Here is a 17,168-nt window from a genome sequence, read left to right as displayed (position 1 = left end):
ACTAATCTTTTTTATAAAGCATATCCACGTGCTCTATATCATCTTCAAGATAAGGCTCGGATATCTCTTTAAAACCTTTCTTCACATAATAATTTTTCATATATGTTTGCGCTTGTATCTTGATAGTATCCTCTTTCATGTCGTCTTTGATGAAATCAATCGCTCTTGTAAATAATTTGTCTCCGTAGCCATCTTTTCTAAAGTCCTTCTTCACTAAGAAGCGGCCGATAGAAACTTCTGGGTAGCGAGTGCCCTTCTCAGTTATTCTTGCATATCCAATAAGTTCGTCTCCCTCTATCATCATAAGATGAACTGAGACTGGATCGTACTCATCTATATCGTGATATGGGCAGTTTTGCTCAACTACAAAGACAGCTTGTCTTAGCTTAAGTATTTCATATAGCTCAGTTGTGTTTAGTTCGTCAAAATACTTAATTTTTATATTCATTATAAGTTCTCCTTTTTGATTTCTCCAGCTCTAAGTAGCGCCATCTTAGTTAATAGTGGTCCTACTAGTTCATAGATAACTGTAGCTGAAAGTATTATGTCTCTGATTACTGCTCCGTGTGGTGCTGGTATGATTCTTTTTGCTATAAGTGAAAGACCTATGGCAACACCGGCTTGTGGAACAAGACAAAAACCAAGGTTTTGTTGAACAGTACTTGGTAATTTGCCGATCTTTGCGCCAATGCCTGCGCCTAAAGCTTTACCTATAACTCTAGCTATAACATAGGCTCCTCCTAAAAGGCCTACCTTTGTTAAGCTTGCTAAATCAAGGTCTGCGCCTGATAGTACGAAGAAGCATAGGAAGATGGCTGGCGTGATAACTTCAATTGCATTAAACACTTTAACTTCTTCTCTTGATGTATTACAGATTGTTGTACCAAAAGCCATCATAGTAAGAAGGCTTGATAGGTCAAAACGTAGTGATATAGCTGCAAGTAAGAATATAACGCCAATAAAAGCAACTTGTATTTGTCCTTGATTTTTCATGAATCTCATAGACTTAACCATGATGATGCCTGCTACAATGCCAAGTGCAAGTGCTGCCAGTATTTGTATTATAGGTTTTCCAACCATGTTCATCATTGAAAAAGCTCCGCCTTGTATCATATTTTGAGCAAGTGTTGAAGCAACACCGAATGCGATGATACAAACACCGTCATCAAGTGCAACGACTGGTATAAGTGTTCTAACTAGTGGTCCTTCGGCCTTATATTGCTTGATAACCATAAGTGTTGCGGCTGGCGCTGTTGCGCATGCGATTGAGCCTATTGCAAGTGAGAATGGGAATGATTGTCCAAGTAAAAGCATAACTACTGTTACTAAGAAAAATGCAACTAATGCTTCTAGCACTGTTATTACAAAGATTGCTGTACCCACTTTTTTCAAATCGTCAAATTTTAGCTCAGCGCCTATAGAAAAGGCAATGAAAGCTAAAGCAACTTCACTGATTATATCGAAGCTCTTAACTGCTTCTTCTGGTATTAGTCCCAAAACCGATGGGCCTATAAGTATACCTGCTATCAAATAGCCAGTAACTTCTGGAAATTTGAATAAGCCTAGTATTTTAGCTACTATAAAGCCTACTAGTAAAATTGTTCCAAGATGTAATAAAATTTCGAAATTCATACTATTTAGTCAATCCTTCCACGCTCTTTACATCAAGAGTAAACATAATTCCTGTGTTTTCGTTATTGATATTGCCCATAACGCTCTTAACAACTTCTTTGGCAACGACAAGTTTTTCATCGTCAAGCACCATAAGTAAAGTTTTGTTGAATGGTCTTTGACCGTTAAGTATTTGTCTAAGTCCTCCGAAAGCACCGATTTCTTTGTGCCAATCAGCTAGTGTTGAGGCCATACCTTGACTGTCAAGTATAGTTCCTCCTGTGATTGATTTTTTAGAAAGCTCAAGTAATAATTCATCAAGCTTATCCATTTCATTTAAAATAACAACTAATAAATTCATAATATCCCTCCAAATTTTAATTATATCACTAATATTTGTTTTATTCAAGTGTTTAAGTACTATTTATCAACATTTGATCCAGTAATCCAAAGCACAGAATTTTTTGGTCTTCCTAATTTTTCATAAGCTAATAAAGCTGATGCGCTTGATGCTTCGACAATTTTCTTGTCACTCTCTTCTATAGCTTTTTTTGCTCTCAGAATGCTCTCATCATTAAAAGTGAAAAATCCATCTACAAGTGAGTTTAGCATAGGAAAAACAAGTTTTGATGGCGCGCTGCACGCAAGTCCATCTGCAATGGTTTTTCCGCCAAGACCAATATCATTAACGGATGCTGCCTCGCCAATTGTGTAGCTATATAGCATACATGGGTACTCAGTCGGCTCAATAAAATAAATGCGGACATTTTCTTTAAAAAAGCTTCTCAAGGCAAAAGCAATACCTCCTGGCGCCCCGCCAACACCGCACGGTAAGAACACGTGAAGAGGCATGTCAGCTGATACGCTCATTCCGCTCGCTAGGGCCTCTTCAGCGATTTCAAAAATTGATGCAGCATAGCCAAGAAAAAGCTTTTCACTCATCTCATCATCAACGAAGTAGCTCATAGGATTTTTCTCTGCGCTAGCTCTGCCCATCTTAACCGCGTAAGTATAATCATTGTCATACTCTATAACTTCAGCGCCCGCTTCTCTGAGTAATTTTTTCTTCCAATCTTTTGCGTCGCGGCTCATGTGAACTTTTGCTTTAAATCCAAAAGCCTTAGCGCAAAGCCCTATGGATAAGCCTAAATTTCCAGTCGAGCTTACTTCAATTGTATACTCACTCATAATTTTTCTTATATCATCAAGGCTTAGCTCATTAAATTTATCTAGCATATTATTTTTCTTAAGAACGTCCTCTACCTTGCACATGACCTCATTGAAGCCGCCTCTTGCCTTGACGCTGTGAGCAACTTTTAGCTCTGAATCAAGTTTTAAATAAAGCTCATCACCAAGCTTTGATTTTAATAAATCACTTTTATAATAGCAAGGACCATCTATCTCGTCAAAAGCTTCCATAAAGAGAGGCGCAAAACGCTCGAATCTTTTTTTCGCAAGAAATGCATCATATAAATTAAAACGCAGATTTATATCTTTATTTCTTTTTATGGGGCAATATATTTCTTCTCTATTTTTAAGTTTATCAAGTATATCCACTTCTACCTCACTCCTTTTTTAGTCAAAAAAATAGACGACCAAAGCCGTCTATCTCTAGTTATTATCTACAACGTAATATTCTTTTGACCATTGTCTAACTGTTTTGTCTATGTCAATGGCATCGTAATATCTGTCCTTACCCATGTATGAGCCGTCAGCATACTTCATACCCCAAGAGTTAGGATCATTTACTATATAATAAAGTCTTCCGTCAACAACTTTATATCCGTTAACAACGATGAAGTGACCGCCGCCACCTGTATAATACTTGTTAAAATGTGAATTTGCATCTGGATTGTAACGAAGTGTTGATGAATCAATACAGATTATGCAAATTTTACCTTCTCTAAGCGGTTTTAATAAGCTGTCTGGATTTTTGTAAAATTTCATTCTATGCTTAACGCCTGAATCTTTTAAAAAGTCACTAACATCGTTAGTAAACCACCAACCACCATCGTTGACACGAGTATTTCTAGCAGTTTCAGCTGTTACAGCTTTGTCATATCCTTTTTGGAAATACAAACTCATTACAGCACAGCTTGGTCCGCAGTTATTTTCAGAGTATTTACCAGTTTCTTTTTGGTCTATATACCAATCATAATCCTTTTGATTAAGAACTTCTAATTCATTATCGTCCTTTTCTGCAAAAACAAATTCGCCATTTTCTATCTTAAAACTAAATGCCTCTGCTAAATTTTCTAGTGGATAAAGAACTGTATCATTAAGTTTTTTAGCTCCGCTTTCTAAATCGATAGTTTTGTCCTTATAATATATAGGAAATTTTACGTCTTCCATCTTATTATAAGTTTCGCTGTCAAGTCTAAATGCTTCTATAGGCTTTTCTGAGCTATATAACATACCATCATCAAGATTATAATATCCATCTTCTGACTTTTTTGGCGTAGGAATGCCATCAATTACTTCATAAGTGTTACCAATTCTATGTGTTGTTGGATTAAGTAATTCTAAAAATTGGTCAAAAATGACATATTCTTTGCCATCAATATCATAAGATGTTAATACACCGTTTGTTCCTGCTGTTGTGTAATGTTCTTTTATAGTAAATTTAGCAGCATCTTTTCCATTGCACGCAAATAAAAATAAGCTTGCTAGGATAAATAATGCTACAACGCTTAATATTTTCTTTTTCATAGTATCCTCCACTAGTTGATATCATATTTTTTAGCTTGCTCTGCAAGATTTTGAAAGAACTGGCTTCTTGGAGCCTCGCTTAAATTAATCTTAAGCCCTCTCTTTTTCATGGACTTAAGCTTATAAAGAAGAAGGTTCTCGTCAACCATGAGCCTTTGAGCAAGCTCCATATAGCTCATTCCTTCTTCCATAGTGTCTAAAAGTTCTTCCTCATCAATAAGTAGATGCGCCGCGAAAGTATTGGCCTGGGCTTCGATGATGGAAGACTCTTGAGTTAATCCAAAATCTGCAAGCTCTGCCTCACTTGCGTATTCTTTATGATAAAGAAAGTGTCCTAGCTCATGAGCTAGCACTTCCCTAATCACAATCTCATCCGCATGAGTGTTATATATCACATAACTAACGCCATCCAAAATTCTAAACATGCCTAAGAAGGCCGCACCTATGTGTATAGGTATGACCACAACACCAAGGTTTTCTAGTATTTCGTATGGATCGTTAGTCCCGTGTTCTTCAATTAAAGCGAGTGCATCATCTAAATATTTTTCACTCACTAATTTTGCTCTTTTTTATCTGTTCCTTGATATTTTGATTTATAATAAGCATCTGTGATGGCTTCAACTACAGCCTTTTTGTCTTCATCGCTAAGAGTGCCACCTGCAAATAGGCCCATCACACCATTAACAAGCATATCATAATTTCTGTCTTCTACTGGAACTTTGTAGTCGTCATCATCAACTAATAAATATGATGCATCCACTCTAAATAAGTTAGCCAATTGGTTATAAATATCTCTACTACGTGGTCTCATACCATCTACTTCGTATCTTGATATTGTCTTTAGTGATACGCCAAGTTTTTCAGCAAGGTCAGATTGAGTCATACCTTCCATTGCTCTTAATCTTCTTAATTTTTTTGCAAAATTCATAAAATCACCTTTCCTATAATTTTATTTTGTCATTCAAGTACCTTTATTATATACTATGGACATATAAATGTCAAGACATTTTTATAAGTGCTTCCTTCGCAAGCGAATCGACCATCTCGTTGAATTTATCGCCTGTGTGGGCTTCAACCTTATGAAAATTAATAAAAATTTCTTCTTTTTTTTCATCAAAAAATTTTTTATATGCCTTTGTCTCGTCTTTATTAGTCTTCCAATAGCCCATCGCCCAGCTACGAATGCCTTCATAATCATAAAAAATATCTATTTCTTTATAATTATTTTCAATCGCATAATTGATAGCCATCATCGAAGCTTTTATCTCGCCAGCCACATTTCGAATCGCTAAATGCTCTTTATCATCATAAGCCATTGATTCTTTGTGAATAATTTCTCCGTCCATTACAAAAACAGCTGCCGCAGAATATTTTTTTAATATATTACTAAAACTTCCATCGACATAAGCGAGTAATTTGCCATCTAAGTCGTGATTTGCCTCAAAATCATCGCCCATCATGTAATTTTCTGCTTCTTCCATGGTTTTAAATGATTTATAAATTGCGTTCTTAAAGCCATGTACCTCTTCTTTTGCCTCATCCCATGTCTCGAAGATACCTGTATTTCGACCAGCTTTAACCGCATAATATTTCTTCGCCATTATAATCTTTCCGCCAAATATTTAGCAAAGTATGTTATGATTAAATTCGCTCCAGCTCTTTTGAATGAAAGCATTGTCTCCATAATGATATCTTCTTTAACAAGGCCGTTTTTAACAGCATCATAGAGCATAGCATACTCGCCACTAACTGAGTAAGCAACTATAGGTAAATTAGTTTCTTCGCTAGCAAGTTTAATTATATCTCCATAAGCCATAGCTGGCTTAACTATAAGCATGTCAGCGCCTTCATCTACATCTGAAAGTATTTCTCTAAGAGCTTCTTTTTTATTTCTATAATCCATTTGATATTGTTTTCTGTCACCAAAGCTTGGTGCGCTGCCAGCTGCGTCTCTAAAAGGACCATAGTAATTTGAAGCAAATTTTGATGCATAGCTCATTATTGATACATTTATATATCCCGCCTCATCAAGTGCTTCTCTGATTTTTGCAACGCGTCCATCCATCATATCAGATGGAGCGACTATATCGACTCCTGCTTCTGCCATGGATACAGCTATCTTTTGTAAATAGGAAACGGTTTCGTCGTTGTCAACATAATCCCCGTGAAGTATGCCGCAGTGACCATGATCAGTGTATTCGCACATGCAAACGTCGCCTATAACTAGGAAATCTTTATCTATCTCTTTAATTTTTCTAATCGCTCTTTGAACGACGCCGTCTTTTGCATAAGCGCCTGAACCGCATGCATCCTTATGTTCTGGCACGCCAAATAAAATTACAGAGCGTATGCCCAAGTCCTTTAGCTCTTTGATGACTTCATCAAGTCTATCGACTGTGTATTGTTTTTGTCCTTTTAAACTTTTTATCTCTTCTACTTCATTTACTCCATCTTTTACAAAAATCGGATATATTAAATCTTCTTTTCTTAATGCTGTTTCGGCGAAAACTTCTCTAATATTGCTATTTAATCTAAGTCTTCTCATTCTATTCTTCATAATTTATCTCCTCTTTCACTAAATCTATCATTCCTTCTGAGTCATGTACCTTTGCTTCCTTGTATACTTTATATCCCAAGGCCTCTATACTTTTTGTTGTATATGGTCCTATTGAATATATCCTTGCCTTTGACATTAGCTCTGGATAAAATTTATTAAAGCTAATGGCCTCTGATGACGAGAAGAAAAATATATCATATACCTTATCTTCTAAATACATCTTTTCATAAGCTTCATCGCTGTTTTTATATATTTCAAATGCATCCACATCATAATCACTAAGAGCAGCTCTGATATTGCCCTTTGCCTTATCTGAGTGAGGATAAAGTACTTTTGTGCCTTTTTCAAATTTTGATGTGATATTTTTAATCATTTCATCTGAAGTGTATTTTTCAGAAACGTAGTCCGCCTTAAAGCCATAAGTCTCAATGTCTTTCATAGTTTTTTGACCAATGGAAGCTATCTTAATATTATAAAATCTTCTAAAATCTATACCAAGCTCAAGAGCTCTTTTGAAAAAGAATTCTACTGCGTTTCGGCTTGTTAATATCAAATATTTATAAGCTTCGATATTTTTTAGTGCCTTATCAAAATCATCATCATGTATTGGTGTGTACTTAATTGTCTCTAACTCTAAAAATTCTGCCTTATTATCTATAAGATAATCTTTAAAATCTTGATTAAATTCTTTTTTTCTAGGTAAAATAAATGTTCTGTCCTTAAGTGGCCTACCTGCAAAAAAGTCTATATCATCAGCAAATTGGACAACGTCTCCAATAACAAAGACCGATGGATTTTTTATATCATTATTGCATTTGCATTCGTAAGCGTCCTTAAGTGTAGTAATAAAGCGCCTTTGATCGGATCTAGTCGCCTTATATATAAAAGCTGCTCTTGTATCTGGATCTTTGCCAGCCGCGATTAATTTATTTGCTATAGTCTCGATATTGCTCATAGCCATAAGAAAGATTAGTGTTCCTTCCATCTTAGCTAAGTTCTCCCAATCAAGCTCAGCTGGTCCATCCATAGTGTGACCAGTAAATACATGAAAGCTTCTTGAGACTTCTCTGTGAGTTGTTGGCACACCCCCATAAATAAGTCCGCCGATTGATGAAGAGATGCCAGGAACTATCTCTGAGTCTATTCCATGCTCTTTCAAGAAAAGTGCTTCTTCAGAGCCGCGTCCAAAAACAAGCGGATCGCCACCCTTAAGTCTAAGAGTAATCTTTCCTTCTTCGCGAGCGCATTTAAGAAGCAAATTATTAATTTCTTCTTGCTTCCAAGAGGACTTCATCCCCTCTTTGCCCACATAAAATAATTTTGCGTCTGATTTTTTTTCATTAAGTAAATTATAATTGATAAGCCTGTCATAAATTATGTAGTCAGCCTTTTGTATAAGTCTCAGTCCCTTGACAGTAATTAGGCCCTCATCACCAGGGCCTGCTCCTACTAAATATACCTTAGACATCTATATCACCTTTAATACTCTCTGTGTATTTTTTTACATCATTTAAATAATTTTCTTTATCCGTGTCAAAATTTATAAATCTATATCTTTTTAAATCATCCGACGCCATAAAAGCCTTTACATGCGCCTTATTATCATTTGAAACTACATGTATGCCTAATGGTTTGTTGCACGAAGCACCAGATTCGCTTAAAAATTCTCTTTCAATAGAAACTTCAAAATCAGTTTTTTCATCTCTTATCGATTTAAGCATCTGTTTAAGCTCGTGGTTATTTTTATTTATTTCAAGAGCAATAACCCCTTGACAAGGCGATGGCAAAAATTCATCTTCTTCTAGGTCTATGATTCTTCCTTCAAGTCCATCATTTAAATCAAGTCTATCAATAGCCGCTCTTGATAATATAATCGCGTCAAAGCCCTCTGAGTCAAGCTTAGCTATCCTTGACTCAATATTGCCACGTATTTCAGCAATGCTATAATCTTTTTCATCCATAGCGAGTAAAAACTTCCTACGAAGCGAGCCAGTTGCGATTCTCATGCCATTTACAAGCTGATTCTTGCCCCTATGTTTTTCATTTAGAACGATAATATCATTTCTTTTAGCTCTCTTCCCAAAATAAATTATTTCAAGACCTTTTTCAATCTCAGAAGTCATGTCCTTTAAGGAGTGAACGGCAATATCTATCCTTCCATCTTTAAGAGCGTCCTCAATCGCTCTAACGAAGACACCTTTTCCGCCCATCTGACTGATTGACGTCTTCTTGTCGATGTCGCCAAGCGTGTTTATGCCTACTACTTCGTAATCAATATCATAAAATTCTTTAAGTTTATTAAAAACAAGTTCAACTTGCTTCAAAGCAAGCCTACTCGTTCTCGTTCCCACTCTTATTTTCAAAGTCTTCAAACTCCTTTATGTAAGATAAAATTTCTTCCTTAGTATAATTTTTTATCTTTTTTATCATATCTTGTTTTTGATAATGGATATAGTATGATCTAAGTTTAAACGCTAAATCTAAATATTCATCGTCATAAGAGTCATACTTTTTTAAATCATCCATGATAGTTTTGTTTAAATCAGGAAGCCTTCCACTAGTTGATATAGACACGTCTATGCCACCAATCTTTTTCATGTTTATGGAGATAAAGTCACTGCTAGAGCTTTTATCGCATCTATTATACAAAACCCCTAAAGCTTTTGCATCCATCTCAATCTGAGCATTGAGCTCTTCGTCATCACTTGCGATGAAGAGCAAAAAAGCTCCTTCTATGTATTCTTTTTTGTAAACGTCCTTGATTAATTCAGCGCCTTGGTCAATAAAGCCATCAATAAAGTCTTTAGCAACGACTTTCACTTTAGCACCTTCATTTATAAGTGTTTTAAACTTTCTTAAAGCGACAGACCCGCCACCAATTATGGTAACAGGTCTATCCTTTATATTAAGAGCTATGCTTAGCATAAGCCTTTAACTCCTCTATCATTTGATCATTATTATCAAAGAAATCAACTCCCAATGCATTAGCCACTCTAACACATAGAGGAAGCTCTTGATTGGCGCGTTTAATGACATCTTCATCCTTGAAAATTTCATATTTACTTCCTTCTTTGATAATCTTAGCGTCTTTAACCACATAAATGTAATCTGCCATTTCATAGCAAAACTCCATATCGTGAGTAGATATTAAAAGTGAACTGTTTTTGGCAATACCTGCGATAGTCTTTTTAAGTATGCCTATAGAAACAGGGTCAAGACCGGCTGTTGGCTCGTCCATAAGGATGTAGCGAGCACCCAAAGCGATCGCTGAAGCGATGGCAACCCTCTTTTTTTGTCCATAACTTAAAAAGTGAACAGGCATCTCCTTTAGTTCGTATGCATTGGCACTTCTTAAAGCATTGTCAACCCTTTCCTTGACAGTTTCTTCGTCAAAACCAAGATTTCTAAGCGTAAAAGCAGTGTCATCAAAAACATTCGAGTAAAAAATTTGATTATCCGGGTCTTGAAAGACCATAGTCACGTTTTTTCTGTAATTCAAAAGACTTTTTTTGTCATAGCGAAGTTCTTCGCCATCGACAATTATATCCCCTTTGTCTCTTTTTAATAGACCAAGGATGTTTTTGAATAAAGTAGTCTTTCCCGCGCCGTTCTCACCAATTACCATGGTGATGGCACCGTTTTTAGTCGAAAGACTTATCCCATCCAAAACTTTTTTTCCACTCTCATAAGTATATTCTAAATTTTTAACTTCTAACATATAATCACCTAACTGGGAATTCTCCATTGTAAAGCTTGATATTTAGAGCATTTATCATCTCTTCATTTCTCTTTAATATGCCTAAAATCATATTCTCAACAAAAATTTTGATTGATTTAAACGATGTCTTCGTATTGATAAAACCGAATTTTATCTCAAGACAGTTTATATTTGTCTGAGCTTCTTCTATAATTATAAATATAAAGCGGTATATCAGCATAAACAGCTCAATAAACACATTTGGCAAGCGCAAGCTCTTAAAAACTCTGATTATATCGACCATAGGTGTCGTTACACTTAGGAAGATGACCGAAGAGGTCGCCGCAAGAGATCTCATGAAAACATTCAAAAATAGCATCTCTTGCCCTTCAATCACACCAAAGTATACACCGAAAATATTTATTGAGTAAACAAAATGATTTTCCTTAGAAAAACCAATTATCAAGAACACTGTTCCTAAAAATATGAAAATTATAGGAATTTTGATAAATGATATGACGTTTCTCACTTTAAACTTTGCAAATGCGAGCTCCAGAATTATTATTAATATAAATATGGATAAATTTACGTAAATATTGTCCAGACCAATAGCTAAAACTAGCATAAATAGTGTAAAGAAAAACTTATATCCAGCCTTAATATGCCTTAAGCCGTTCGTATATGCGAACTGATCAATGAGTAGCAATTTATATTAGCTCCTTTATTTATCTTTTTCCTTCTTACTTGCAGCGCCCTTCCAGCTGCCAATGATGTAGCCAATAGCTCCAGCACCGATAGCTGCTTGAAGACCAAATAATAAGGATTCAACTTCACCCGATGGTGGTTCCCAAAGGGATTCGAACCAAGGTTCATAATCAGGGTTTAAAGCTTCGATTTCTTCACTTGCAGCGTCATCAGATCCACCGTATTCGCCTTGAACGAAAACTAGTGGTAAAACTACTAGTAAAATCGCAAGTATAATTAAGATAAAGTTGGTTTTCTTATAATCTTTCATTTGTAAGTACCCCCTCACCTTTATATCTAACCATAAGGTTAACTATAACTACTGTTAATAAACCTTCAACTATAGCGATAGGGATTTGAGTAACAGCAAAGATTGATAAGAACTTTCCTAAAGCTGCGGCAAAGCCAACGCCTTCGTGGTAAACAATAGCAAGTTGAGTAGCTGTAACAACATAAGTGAATAAGTCACCAAGTGTTGCTGCACAGAAAACTGCTAAACTTCTATTTTGTTTTTTCAATAAGTGATAGATGGCAAAAGCGACAAAAGGTCCAGCTATAGCCATAGAGAATGTATTAGCACCTAAAGTAGTTAAACCACCGTGAGCTAATAACAAAGCTTGGAAAATTAAAACAATTAAACCTAAAACAGATGTTTGAAGAGGTCCAAATAGTATAGCACCTAGACCAGTACCTGTTGGGTGTGAACAACTACCTACTACTGAAGGGATCTTCATAGCAGATAAAACGAAGATAAATCCACCTGCAAGTGCAAGTAAAACCTTCTTTTCGTTTGAATCAGAGTCTTTAGCAATTTTTCTAATACCAAGTATAATAAATGGTAGTGATATTAGTCCCCAGATTAAGCACCATTCTTTAGGAAGGTAACCTTCCATGATGTGCATTGCATAAGCGTCTGCGGACAATAAAATTAGTGAAAGACCCATGAGAATGAAATTTTTCTTTCTCATAAATTATTCCTCCTTTTATTTTCCTACGCAAAGACTCCTTTTAAAAATCAGATTGATTTAGAAAAGAACCTCTCTTTGCCGAAGGTATTTCTTGATAGAGTAAGGTTTTCCGGCTAGCGTTTTAAGCCCTTGTAAACGCCTTCCCATTATTAAACGAATAACAGTGACATAAGTGTTTACTCAGTATGCGCCAACGGCAGCGGCGACTGCGTCTTTTAAACTTCCCCTATACAATATCAATATAATTATATCACTACATACTTGAAAATGCAAGGCAATAAGCGTATATTAAGTAATCTAGATGTGAAATATTATAAAAAATAATTTTGTTTAGGTATAAAAAAAGAGTGCTGCAAAATAAATTTATATAAACAAAATATCTATATGCTATTAATAAACTATATCTAAGCACAAAAAATCTGCCACCTAAGTGACAGATAATATATAATTTATTGAACTTTTTCTTTTGCGTGTTCCAAGCCTTGCTTATACAGCATCAAAACGTGCTCGTCATCAAGTGAGTATATCAGCGCCTTGCCATCTCTTTCGTATTTAACTAGGCCAAGATTTCTTAATATTCTTAGGTGGTGACTAACAAGTGGCTGTGTCATGTTTAGCGCGTATGAAAGGTCTGTAACACACATCTCGCTTAAGCTTAGCGCATGTATGATTTGTATTCTTGAAGGCTCGCTAAGCGCTTTCATGATATCTGCAAGTCTTTCAACTATCTTATAATCGATGGTATCATTTTTAATCGCGTCTAATTCTTCTTGAGTTAATTCTTTATTTTCCATATATTCCCTCCAAGTCTTTCGTTATATTTACAAAGTCATCGAAGCTTAGCTCCTCTGCCCTTGCATTTTCACCTTTGCCAATGGCCTTAAGTGCATCCACTGTATCTTTTTTATCTATACCCACTTCGCTATTAAATAAAGCATTCGCAAGTGTTTTTCTTCTCTTCATAAAAGAAGCTCTAATTATCTTTAAGAATAGCTCTTCATTTGCTAAATCTTTTTTCTTCTTTTTTATATATAGTACTGCTGAATCAACTTTTGGCTTTGGATAAAAGCAGTCTTTTGACACATTAAACGCAATGCGCGCATCTCCATAAGCCCTTGTAAAGACTGATATACTGCCATAGTCTTTTGATTTTTCATCGGCGACTATCCTCTGAGCGACTTCTTTTTGCACCATAACTGTTATTGAATCTATCTCAAGTTTTGATTCAAGCAAAAATGTTAGTATGGGTGTCGTCACATAATAAGGCAGATTTGCGCACACTTTAAACGCTCCGCCAGTCAAGGATTTTATCTCGTCCTCACTCGCGTCCATAAAATCTTTATAAATTACATGGGCATTGTCATGTGGGCCGAGTGTCTCCTTGTGAATTTCTCTAAGTGATTCATCAAGTTCAAAGGCAATGACTTTTTTCGCGTGCTTCGCTAGCTCTTCGGTCAAAGTGCCTATGCCTGGGCCTATCTCCATCACAGTAGTATCATTTGTAATTCCGCTTTCTTCAGCAATCTTTCTTATTATATTGCCATCGATCAAAAAATTTTGTCCAAGCGCTTTTTTAAATTCAAAACCGAAGCTCTCTTGCAGCTCTTTGAGTCTTGCTATGCTATATAAACCTTTTTCAGTCAATTTTTTTCATAGCCTCCTCGAAATCTTCTCTCGAAATTTGATAATAGTTTAGTGCGTCGAGCATCTTTTTCGCGTTTGAATTAGAAATTTTTAGTAGGCTCGCAAGTTTTTCGCGTCTCTCGCTTGAACCGCTTGCTCCTAATAGACCTGTCTCATACAAATCTTTCGTTGTGTATAAAACTTTTCTCTCCTCTGTTGAGGCTCTTGCATTCATCAGCGCATCAATGATTGCTTCCTTTGAAGCATTTTCAACACCTATATCATCTTTCTTAATTGCATCTGACTGCTTTAGATAAGCATTTTTGCAGCCCTTAACATTTTCATTTATAGTGCGTCTAATCATCTTGCCAGCGTAATCAGGGTCAGTAAATACAATTACTCCCCTCGTTTTTACAGCTTTTTTTAGCTCATCAAAGAGCGTCTTCTTTATTTTATAGCCATGTGTCGCGACGATGTCGGCATCTATAGCATTTTTTATCTGAGCGATGTCATCCATGCCCTCGACAACTATGAGTTCTTTAATCATTTTCTACTCCAAAAAATTCAAATGCGTTCTTCTTTGTCGCTTCTAAGACTTCATCTGTGCTAATATTTTTGATCTCAGCAAGTTTTTCTGCGACCAAAATTACTTTTCTCGGGTCATTTCTCTTGCCTCTAAAAGGTACCGGCGTCATATATGGTGAGTCCGTTTCTATAAGCAGGTCTTTCAAATCGACTTCCCTTGCGACATCCACTGTGTTTTTTGCATTTTTAAAAGTTAGTGCTCCTCCTAAAGCTAGTTTGTAGCCTAATTTTAAAAATTTTCTAGCCATCTCTATGGATCCTGTATAGCAGTGAATAAGAACCTTCATATCTTGAGCGTATTTTTCAAGTATTTCATAAGTTTCTTCCATCGCTTCACGCGTGTGAATAACGATAGGAACATCCATCTCTCTAGCTAAATCTATCTGGTCAATAAAAACTTTTCTTTGCACATCTCTTGGCGAAAAATCATAGTGATAATCAAGACCAATCTCGCCTATCGCCATAACCTTATCCTTTTTTAATAGCTCTTTAAGCGCCTCACGCGTTTCAGCTGTGTAATCCTTTGCCTCATGCGGATGCACGCCTACAACTGCGTAGACGTGATCATATTTTTTGGCAAGTTCATAGCTCGAGTAGCTTGTTTTAAGATCAGATGCTATATTGAAAAAATAGTTTCCGCCTTCTAAGATATCGGCTATGACCTGGTCTCTGTCCTCATCAAAGGCCTCATCGTCAAGATGAGCGTGTGAATCAACGAATATCATTACGCAATCACTGAGCCACTTGGCATATCTTCAAGCGATGTCACTAGTGACAAATCATCGCCGTTTTCGCAAGCAAGTATCATGCCTTGAGACTCAACGCCTCTAATCTTTCTAGGCTTTAAGTTGCATACAACGACAACCTTCTTGCCTATGATGTCCTCTGGCTTGTACCATTTTTTGATGCCGCTAACAATAGTTCTTGTCTCGTCACCTATTTTAATAGTGTTGATCAAAAGCTTGTCAGCTTCAGGATGTTCTTTTGAATCAATTACTTTGCCTAATCTTAGATCAAGCTTTGCAAAATCATCAAACTCTATAGCTGGCTTAGCATCAGCATCCTCTGTCTTTACCTTGCCATCTTTTTCTTCTCTAGATTTAATTAAATTTTCGTTCTCTGTAAGTAGTCTCTCTACTTCTTTATCAACATCAAGTCTTGGGAATAGTGTATCTATCTTCTTTACAGTATATTTGTCAACTAAGGCAAATTCGTCGCATTCTTCATATTTCATTTCTTCACTTAAGCCAAGTGCTTCCCTAATCTTCTTAGCAGTATCAGGGATAAATGGGCTTAGTAAAACAGATGATATTCTTAATGCTTCAAGTAAATTATATATGATAGTTTCAAGTCTTTCCTTGTGTTCGTCATCATTTAACGTCCATGGACATGTTTCATCGATGTACTTGTTGGATCTTCTGATTAGCTTAAATACTTCGTCAATGGCTACCGATAGGTTAAGGTGTTCCATCTTTTCATCAAGAACAGCTTTTCTTGTTAAAGCCACGTCTATTAAATCCTTATCAATTTCATCATCAGAATTCTTTTTATTAACAGTTCCGCCAAAGTATTTTTCAGCCATGGCAATAGTTCTTGAAACCAAGTTACCAAGGTCATTTGCAAGGTCAGAGTTAACTCTTTCCATAAACTTTTTGCTTTGGAAATTACCATCGCTACCAAAATTAAATTCTCTTAAAACGTAGTACTTAAGCGCATCTCTGCCATATAGCTTAACTATTGGCTCAGGATAGATGACATTACCTTTACTCTTACTCATCTTGTCACTTTCAAAAAGTATCCAGCCATGTGCAAAGACTTTCTTAGGTAGTGGAAGGTCTAGAGCCATAAGTAGTGCTGGCCATATGATTACGTGGAAACGCAAAATATCCTTACCAACCAAGTGAATATCAGCTGGCCAAAGTTTTTTGAACTTTTCGTCGTCTTGTAAATATCCTGCCGCGTCAATGTAGGATGACAAAGCGTCTATCCATACGTAAACAATGTGCTTTGGATCGAATGGCACTTGAACGCCCCAGTCGAACGAAGTTCTTGAAACGCATAAGTCTTGAAGGCCTTCCTTAAAGAAATTATTGATCATCTCAGTCTTTTTAGACTCTGGTTCAATAAATTCTGGGTGCTCTTCGTAATATTTTAATAGTCTGTCCTTGTAATTACTTAGTCTGAAGAAATAAGCTTCTTCATGAGCTGGATGCACTTCTCTACCGCAGTCAGGGCACTTGCCATCAACAAGTTGAGACTCAGTCCAGAATGACTCACATGGAGTGCAGTAAAGACCTTCATACTCGCCCTTGTAGATGTCGCCTTGCTCGTAAAGCCTTGTAAATATCTTTTTAACCATCTCGTCATGGGATTTATCTGAAGTTCTAATATACTTATCATATCTAATGTCAAGTAAATCCCATAGCTTATATATTTCTTTATTAATATTAGTAACAAATTCTAGTGGAGTAACGCCAGCCTTTTCAGCGTTCTTTTGGATCTTTTCGCCGTGTTCGTCGGAGCCTGTAACAAAATATACATCCATGCCTTGAAGCTCTTTGTACCTCTTAAGCATGTCCGCAACTATAGTCGTATACGTATTTCCTATGTGTAAGTAACCACTTGGATAATAAATTGGTGTACTTAAATAATATTTTTCCATTCTTTCAACTCC

21 protein-coding genes are annotated in these 17,168 nt (G+C 36.2%); all 21 read right to left on the bottom strand.

The window, feature by feature from the left end:
• Nucleotide 1: 1 nt before the first annotated feature.
• The 21 genes from BN30_RS04665 to metG all read right to left on the bottom strand — a co-directional run bounded on the left by BN30_RS04665 (nucleotide 2) and on the right by metG (nucleotide 17,156).
• Complete coding sequence (locus tag BN30_RS04665) at nucleotides 2-448, bottom strand: GNAT family N-acetyltransferase (RefSeq protein ID WP_019214354.1); 447 nt, start codon at nucleotides 446-448, stop codon at nucleotides 2-4.
• Nucleotides 448-1,632 carry a cation:proton antiporter gene (locus BN30_RS04660; protein WP_019214353.1) on the bottom strand — a complete coding sequence of 395 codons (1,185 nt, stop codon included), beginning with the start codon at nucleotides 1,630-1,632 and terminating at the stop codon, nucleotides 448-450. The genes BN30_RS04665 and BN30_RS04660 overlap by 1 nt, the downstream gene beginning before the upstream one ends.
• 1 nt (nucleotide 1,633) lies before the next feature.
• On the bottom strand, nucleotides 1,634-1,972 hold the full coding sequence (locus BN30_RS04655; RefSeq protein WP_019214352.1) for a hypothetical protein: 339 nt from the start codon (nucleotides 1,970-1,972) through the stop codon (nucleotides 1,634-1,636).
• A 59-nt stretch (nucleotides 1,973-2,031) separates the two neighbouring features.
• The gene (locus tag BN30_RS09050; protein ID WP_019214351.1) at nucleotides 2,032-3,168 is read right to left on the bottom strand and encodes a D-serine ammonia-lyase; all 1,137 of its coding nucleotides are present in this window, start codon (nucleotides 3,166-3,168) and stop codon (nucleotides 2,032-2,034) included.
• 54 nt (nucleotides 3,169-3,222) lie between these two features.
• The gene (locus BN30_RS09605) at nucleotides 3,223-4,320 is read right to left on the bottom strand and encodes a hypothetical protein (protein WP_019214350.1); all 1,098 of its coding nucleotides are present in this window, start codon (nucleotides 4,318-4,320) and stop codon (nucleotides 3,223-3,225) included.
• An 11-nt stretch (nucleotides 4,321-4,331) separates the two neighbouring features.
• Nucleotides 4,332-4,874, bottom strand: a complete 543-nt coding sequence (locus BN30_RS04640; protein WP_019214349.1) for an ImmA/IrrE family metallo-endopeptidase — start codon at nucleotides 4,872-4,874, stop codon at nucleotides 4,332-4,334.
• Complete coding sequence (locus BN30_RS04635) at nucleotides 4,874-5,248, bottom strand: helix-turn-helix domain-containing protein (protein WP_019214348.1); 375 nt, start codon at nucleotides 5,246-5,248, stop codon at nucleotides 4,874-4,876. The genes BN30_RS04640 and BN30_RS04635 overlap by 1 nt, the downstream gene beginning before the upstream one ends.
• Nucleotides 5,249-5,318: 70 nt before the next feature.
• Nucleotides 5,319-5,921 carry a ribonuclease H1 domain-containing protein gene (locus tag BN30_RS04630; RefSeq protein WP_019214347.1) on the bottom strand — a complete coding sequence of 201 codons (603 nt, stop codon included), beginning with the start codon at nucleotides 5,919-5,921 and terminating at the stop codon, nucleotides 5,319-5,321.
• Nucleotides 5,921-6,877, bottom strand: a complete 957-nt coding sequence (gene hemB, locus BN30_RS04625) for a porphobilinogen synthase (protein ID WP_019214346.1) — start codon at nucleotides 6,875-6,877, stop codon at nucleotides 5,921-5,923. Before hemB ends, BN30_RS04630 begins: the two co-directional genes overlap by 1 nt.
• The gene (gene cobA / locus BN30_RS04620; protein ID WP_019214345.1) at nucleotides 6,867-8,345 is read right to left on the bottom strand and encodes a uroporphyrinogen-III C-methyltransferase; all 1,479 of its coding nucleotides are present in this window, start codon (nucleotides 8,343-8,345) and stop codon (nucleotides 6,867-6,869) included. Before cobA ends, hemB begins: the two co-directional genes overlap by 11 nt.
• The gene (gene hemC / locus BN30_RS09040) at nucleotides 8,338-9,240 is read right to left on the bottom strand and encodes a hydroxymethylbilane synthase (protein ID WP_019214344.1); all 903 of its coding nucleotides are present in this window, start codon (nucleotides 9,238-9,240) and stop codon (nucleotides 8,338-8,340) included. Before hemC ends, cobA begins: the two co-directional genes overlap by 8 nt.
• Complete coding sequence (locus BN30_RS04610; protein WP_019214343.1) at nucleotides 9,209-9,802, bottom strand: precorrin-2 dehydrogenase/sirohydrochlorin ferrochelatase family protein; 594 nt, start codon at nucleotides 9,800-9,802, stop codon at nucleotides 9,209-9,211. The genes hemC and BN30_RS04610 overlap by 32 nt, the downstream gene beginning before the upstream one ends.
• Nucleotides 9,783-10,595, bottom strand: coding sequence for an energy-coupling factor ABC transporter ATP-binding protein (locus BN30_RS04605; RefSeq protein ID WP_019214342.1), 813 nt, complete (start codon nucleotides 10,593-10,595; stop codon nucleotides 9,783-9,785). The genes BN30_RS04610 and BN30_RS04605 overlap by 20 nt, the downstream gene beginning before the upstream one ends.
• Before the next feature lie 4 nt (nucleotides 10,596-10,599).
• Nucleotides 10,600-11,280, bottom strand: coding sequence for a CbiQ family ECF transporter T component (locus BN30_RS04600; protein ID WP_019214341.1), 681 nt, complete (start codon nucleotides 11,278-11,280; stop codon nucleotides 10,600-10,602).
• Nucleotides 11,281-11,295: 15 nt separating this feature from the next.
• A complete protein-coding gene (locus BN30_RS04595; protein ID WP_019214340.1) occupies nucleotides 11,296-11,589 on the bottom strand; it encodes an energy-coupling factor ABC transporter substrate-binding protein in 294 nt (97 codons plus the stop codon).
• A complete protein-coding gene (locus tag BN30_RS04590) occupies nucleotides 11,576-12,286 on the bottom strand; it encodes an energy-coupling factor ABC transporter permease (RefSeq protein ID WP_019214339.1) in 711 nt (236 codons plus the stop codon). The genes BN30_RS04595 and BN30_RS04590 overlap by 14 nt, the downstream gene beginning before the upstream one ends.
• Before the next feature lie 449 nt (nucleotides 12,287-12,735).
• Nucleotides 12,736-13,080 (bottom strand): ArsR/SmtB family transcription factor, encoded by a 345-nt coding sequence (locus tag BN30_RS04585; RefSeq protein WP_019214338.1) that lies wholly within the window; start codon nucleotides 13,078-13,080, stop codon nucleotides 12,736-12,738.
• A complete protein-coding gene (gene rsmA, locus BN30_RS04580) occupies nucleotides 13,070-13,930 on the bottom strand; it encodes a 16S rRNA (adenine(1518)-N(6)/adenine(1519)-N(6))-dimethyltransferase RsmA (RefSeq protein ID WP_019214337.1) in 861 nt (286 codons plus the stop codon). Before rsmA ends, BN30_RS04585 begins: the two co-directional genes overlap by 11 nt.
• Nucleotides 13,923-14,456 carry a ribonuclease M5 gene (gene rnmV / locus BN30_RS04575; RefSeq protein ID WP_019214336.1) on the bottom strand — a complete coding sequence of 178 codons (534 nt, stop codon included), beginning with the start codon at nucleotides 14,454-14,456 and terminating at the stop codon, nucleotides 13,923-13,925. Before rnmV ends, rsmA begins: the two co-directional genes overlap by 8 nt.
• Nucleotides 14,449-15,219, bottom strand: a complete 771-nt coding sequence (locus BN30_RS04570) for a TatD family hydrolase (protein ID WP_019214335.1) — start codon at nucleotides 15,217-15,219, stop codon at nucleotides 14,449-14,451. The genes rnmV and BN30_RS04570 overlap by 8 nt, the downstream gene beginning before the upstream one ends.
• Nucleotides 15,219-17,156 (bottom strand): methionine--tRNA ligase, encoded by a 1,938-nt coding sequence (gene metG / locus BN30_RS04565; protein ID WP_019214334.1) that lies wholly within the window; start codon nucleotides 17,154-17,156, stop codon nucleotides 15,219-15,221. Before metG ends, BN30_RS04570 begins: the two co-directional genes overlap by 1 nt.
• Nucleotides 17,157-17,168: the final 12 nt, after the last annotated feature.

The organism is Fenollaria massiliensis (genome assembly GCF_000312505.2).
Classification (GTDB): domain Bacteria; phylum Bacillota; class Clostridia; order Tissierellales; family Peptoniphilaceae; genus Fenollaria; species Fenollaria massiliensis.
The sequence above is the reverse complement of the archived record's forward strand: the minus strand, read 5'-3'. Positions and strand labels throughout refer to the sequence as shown.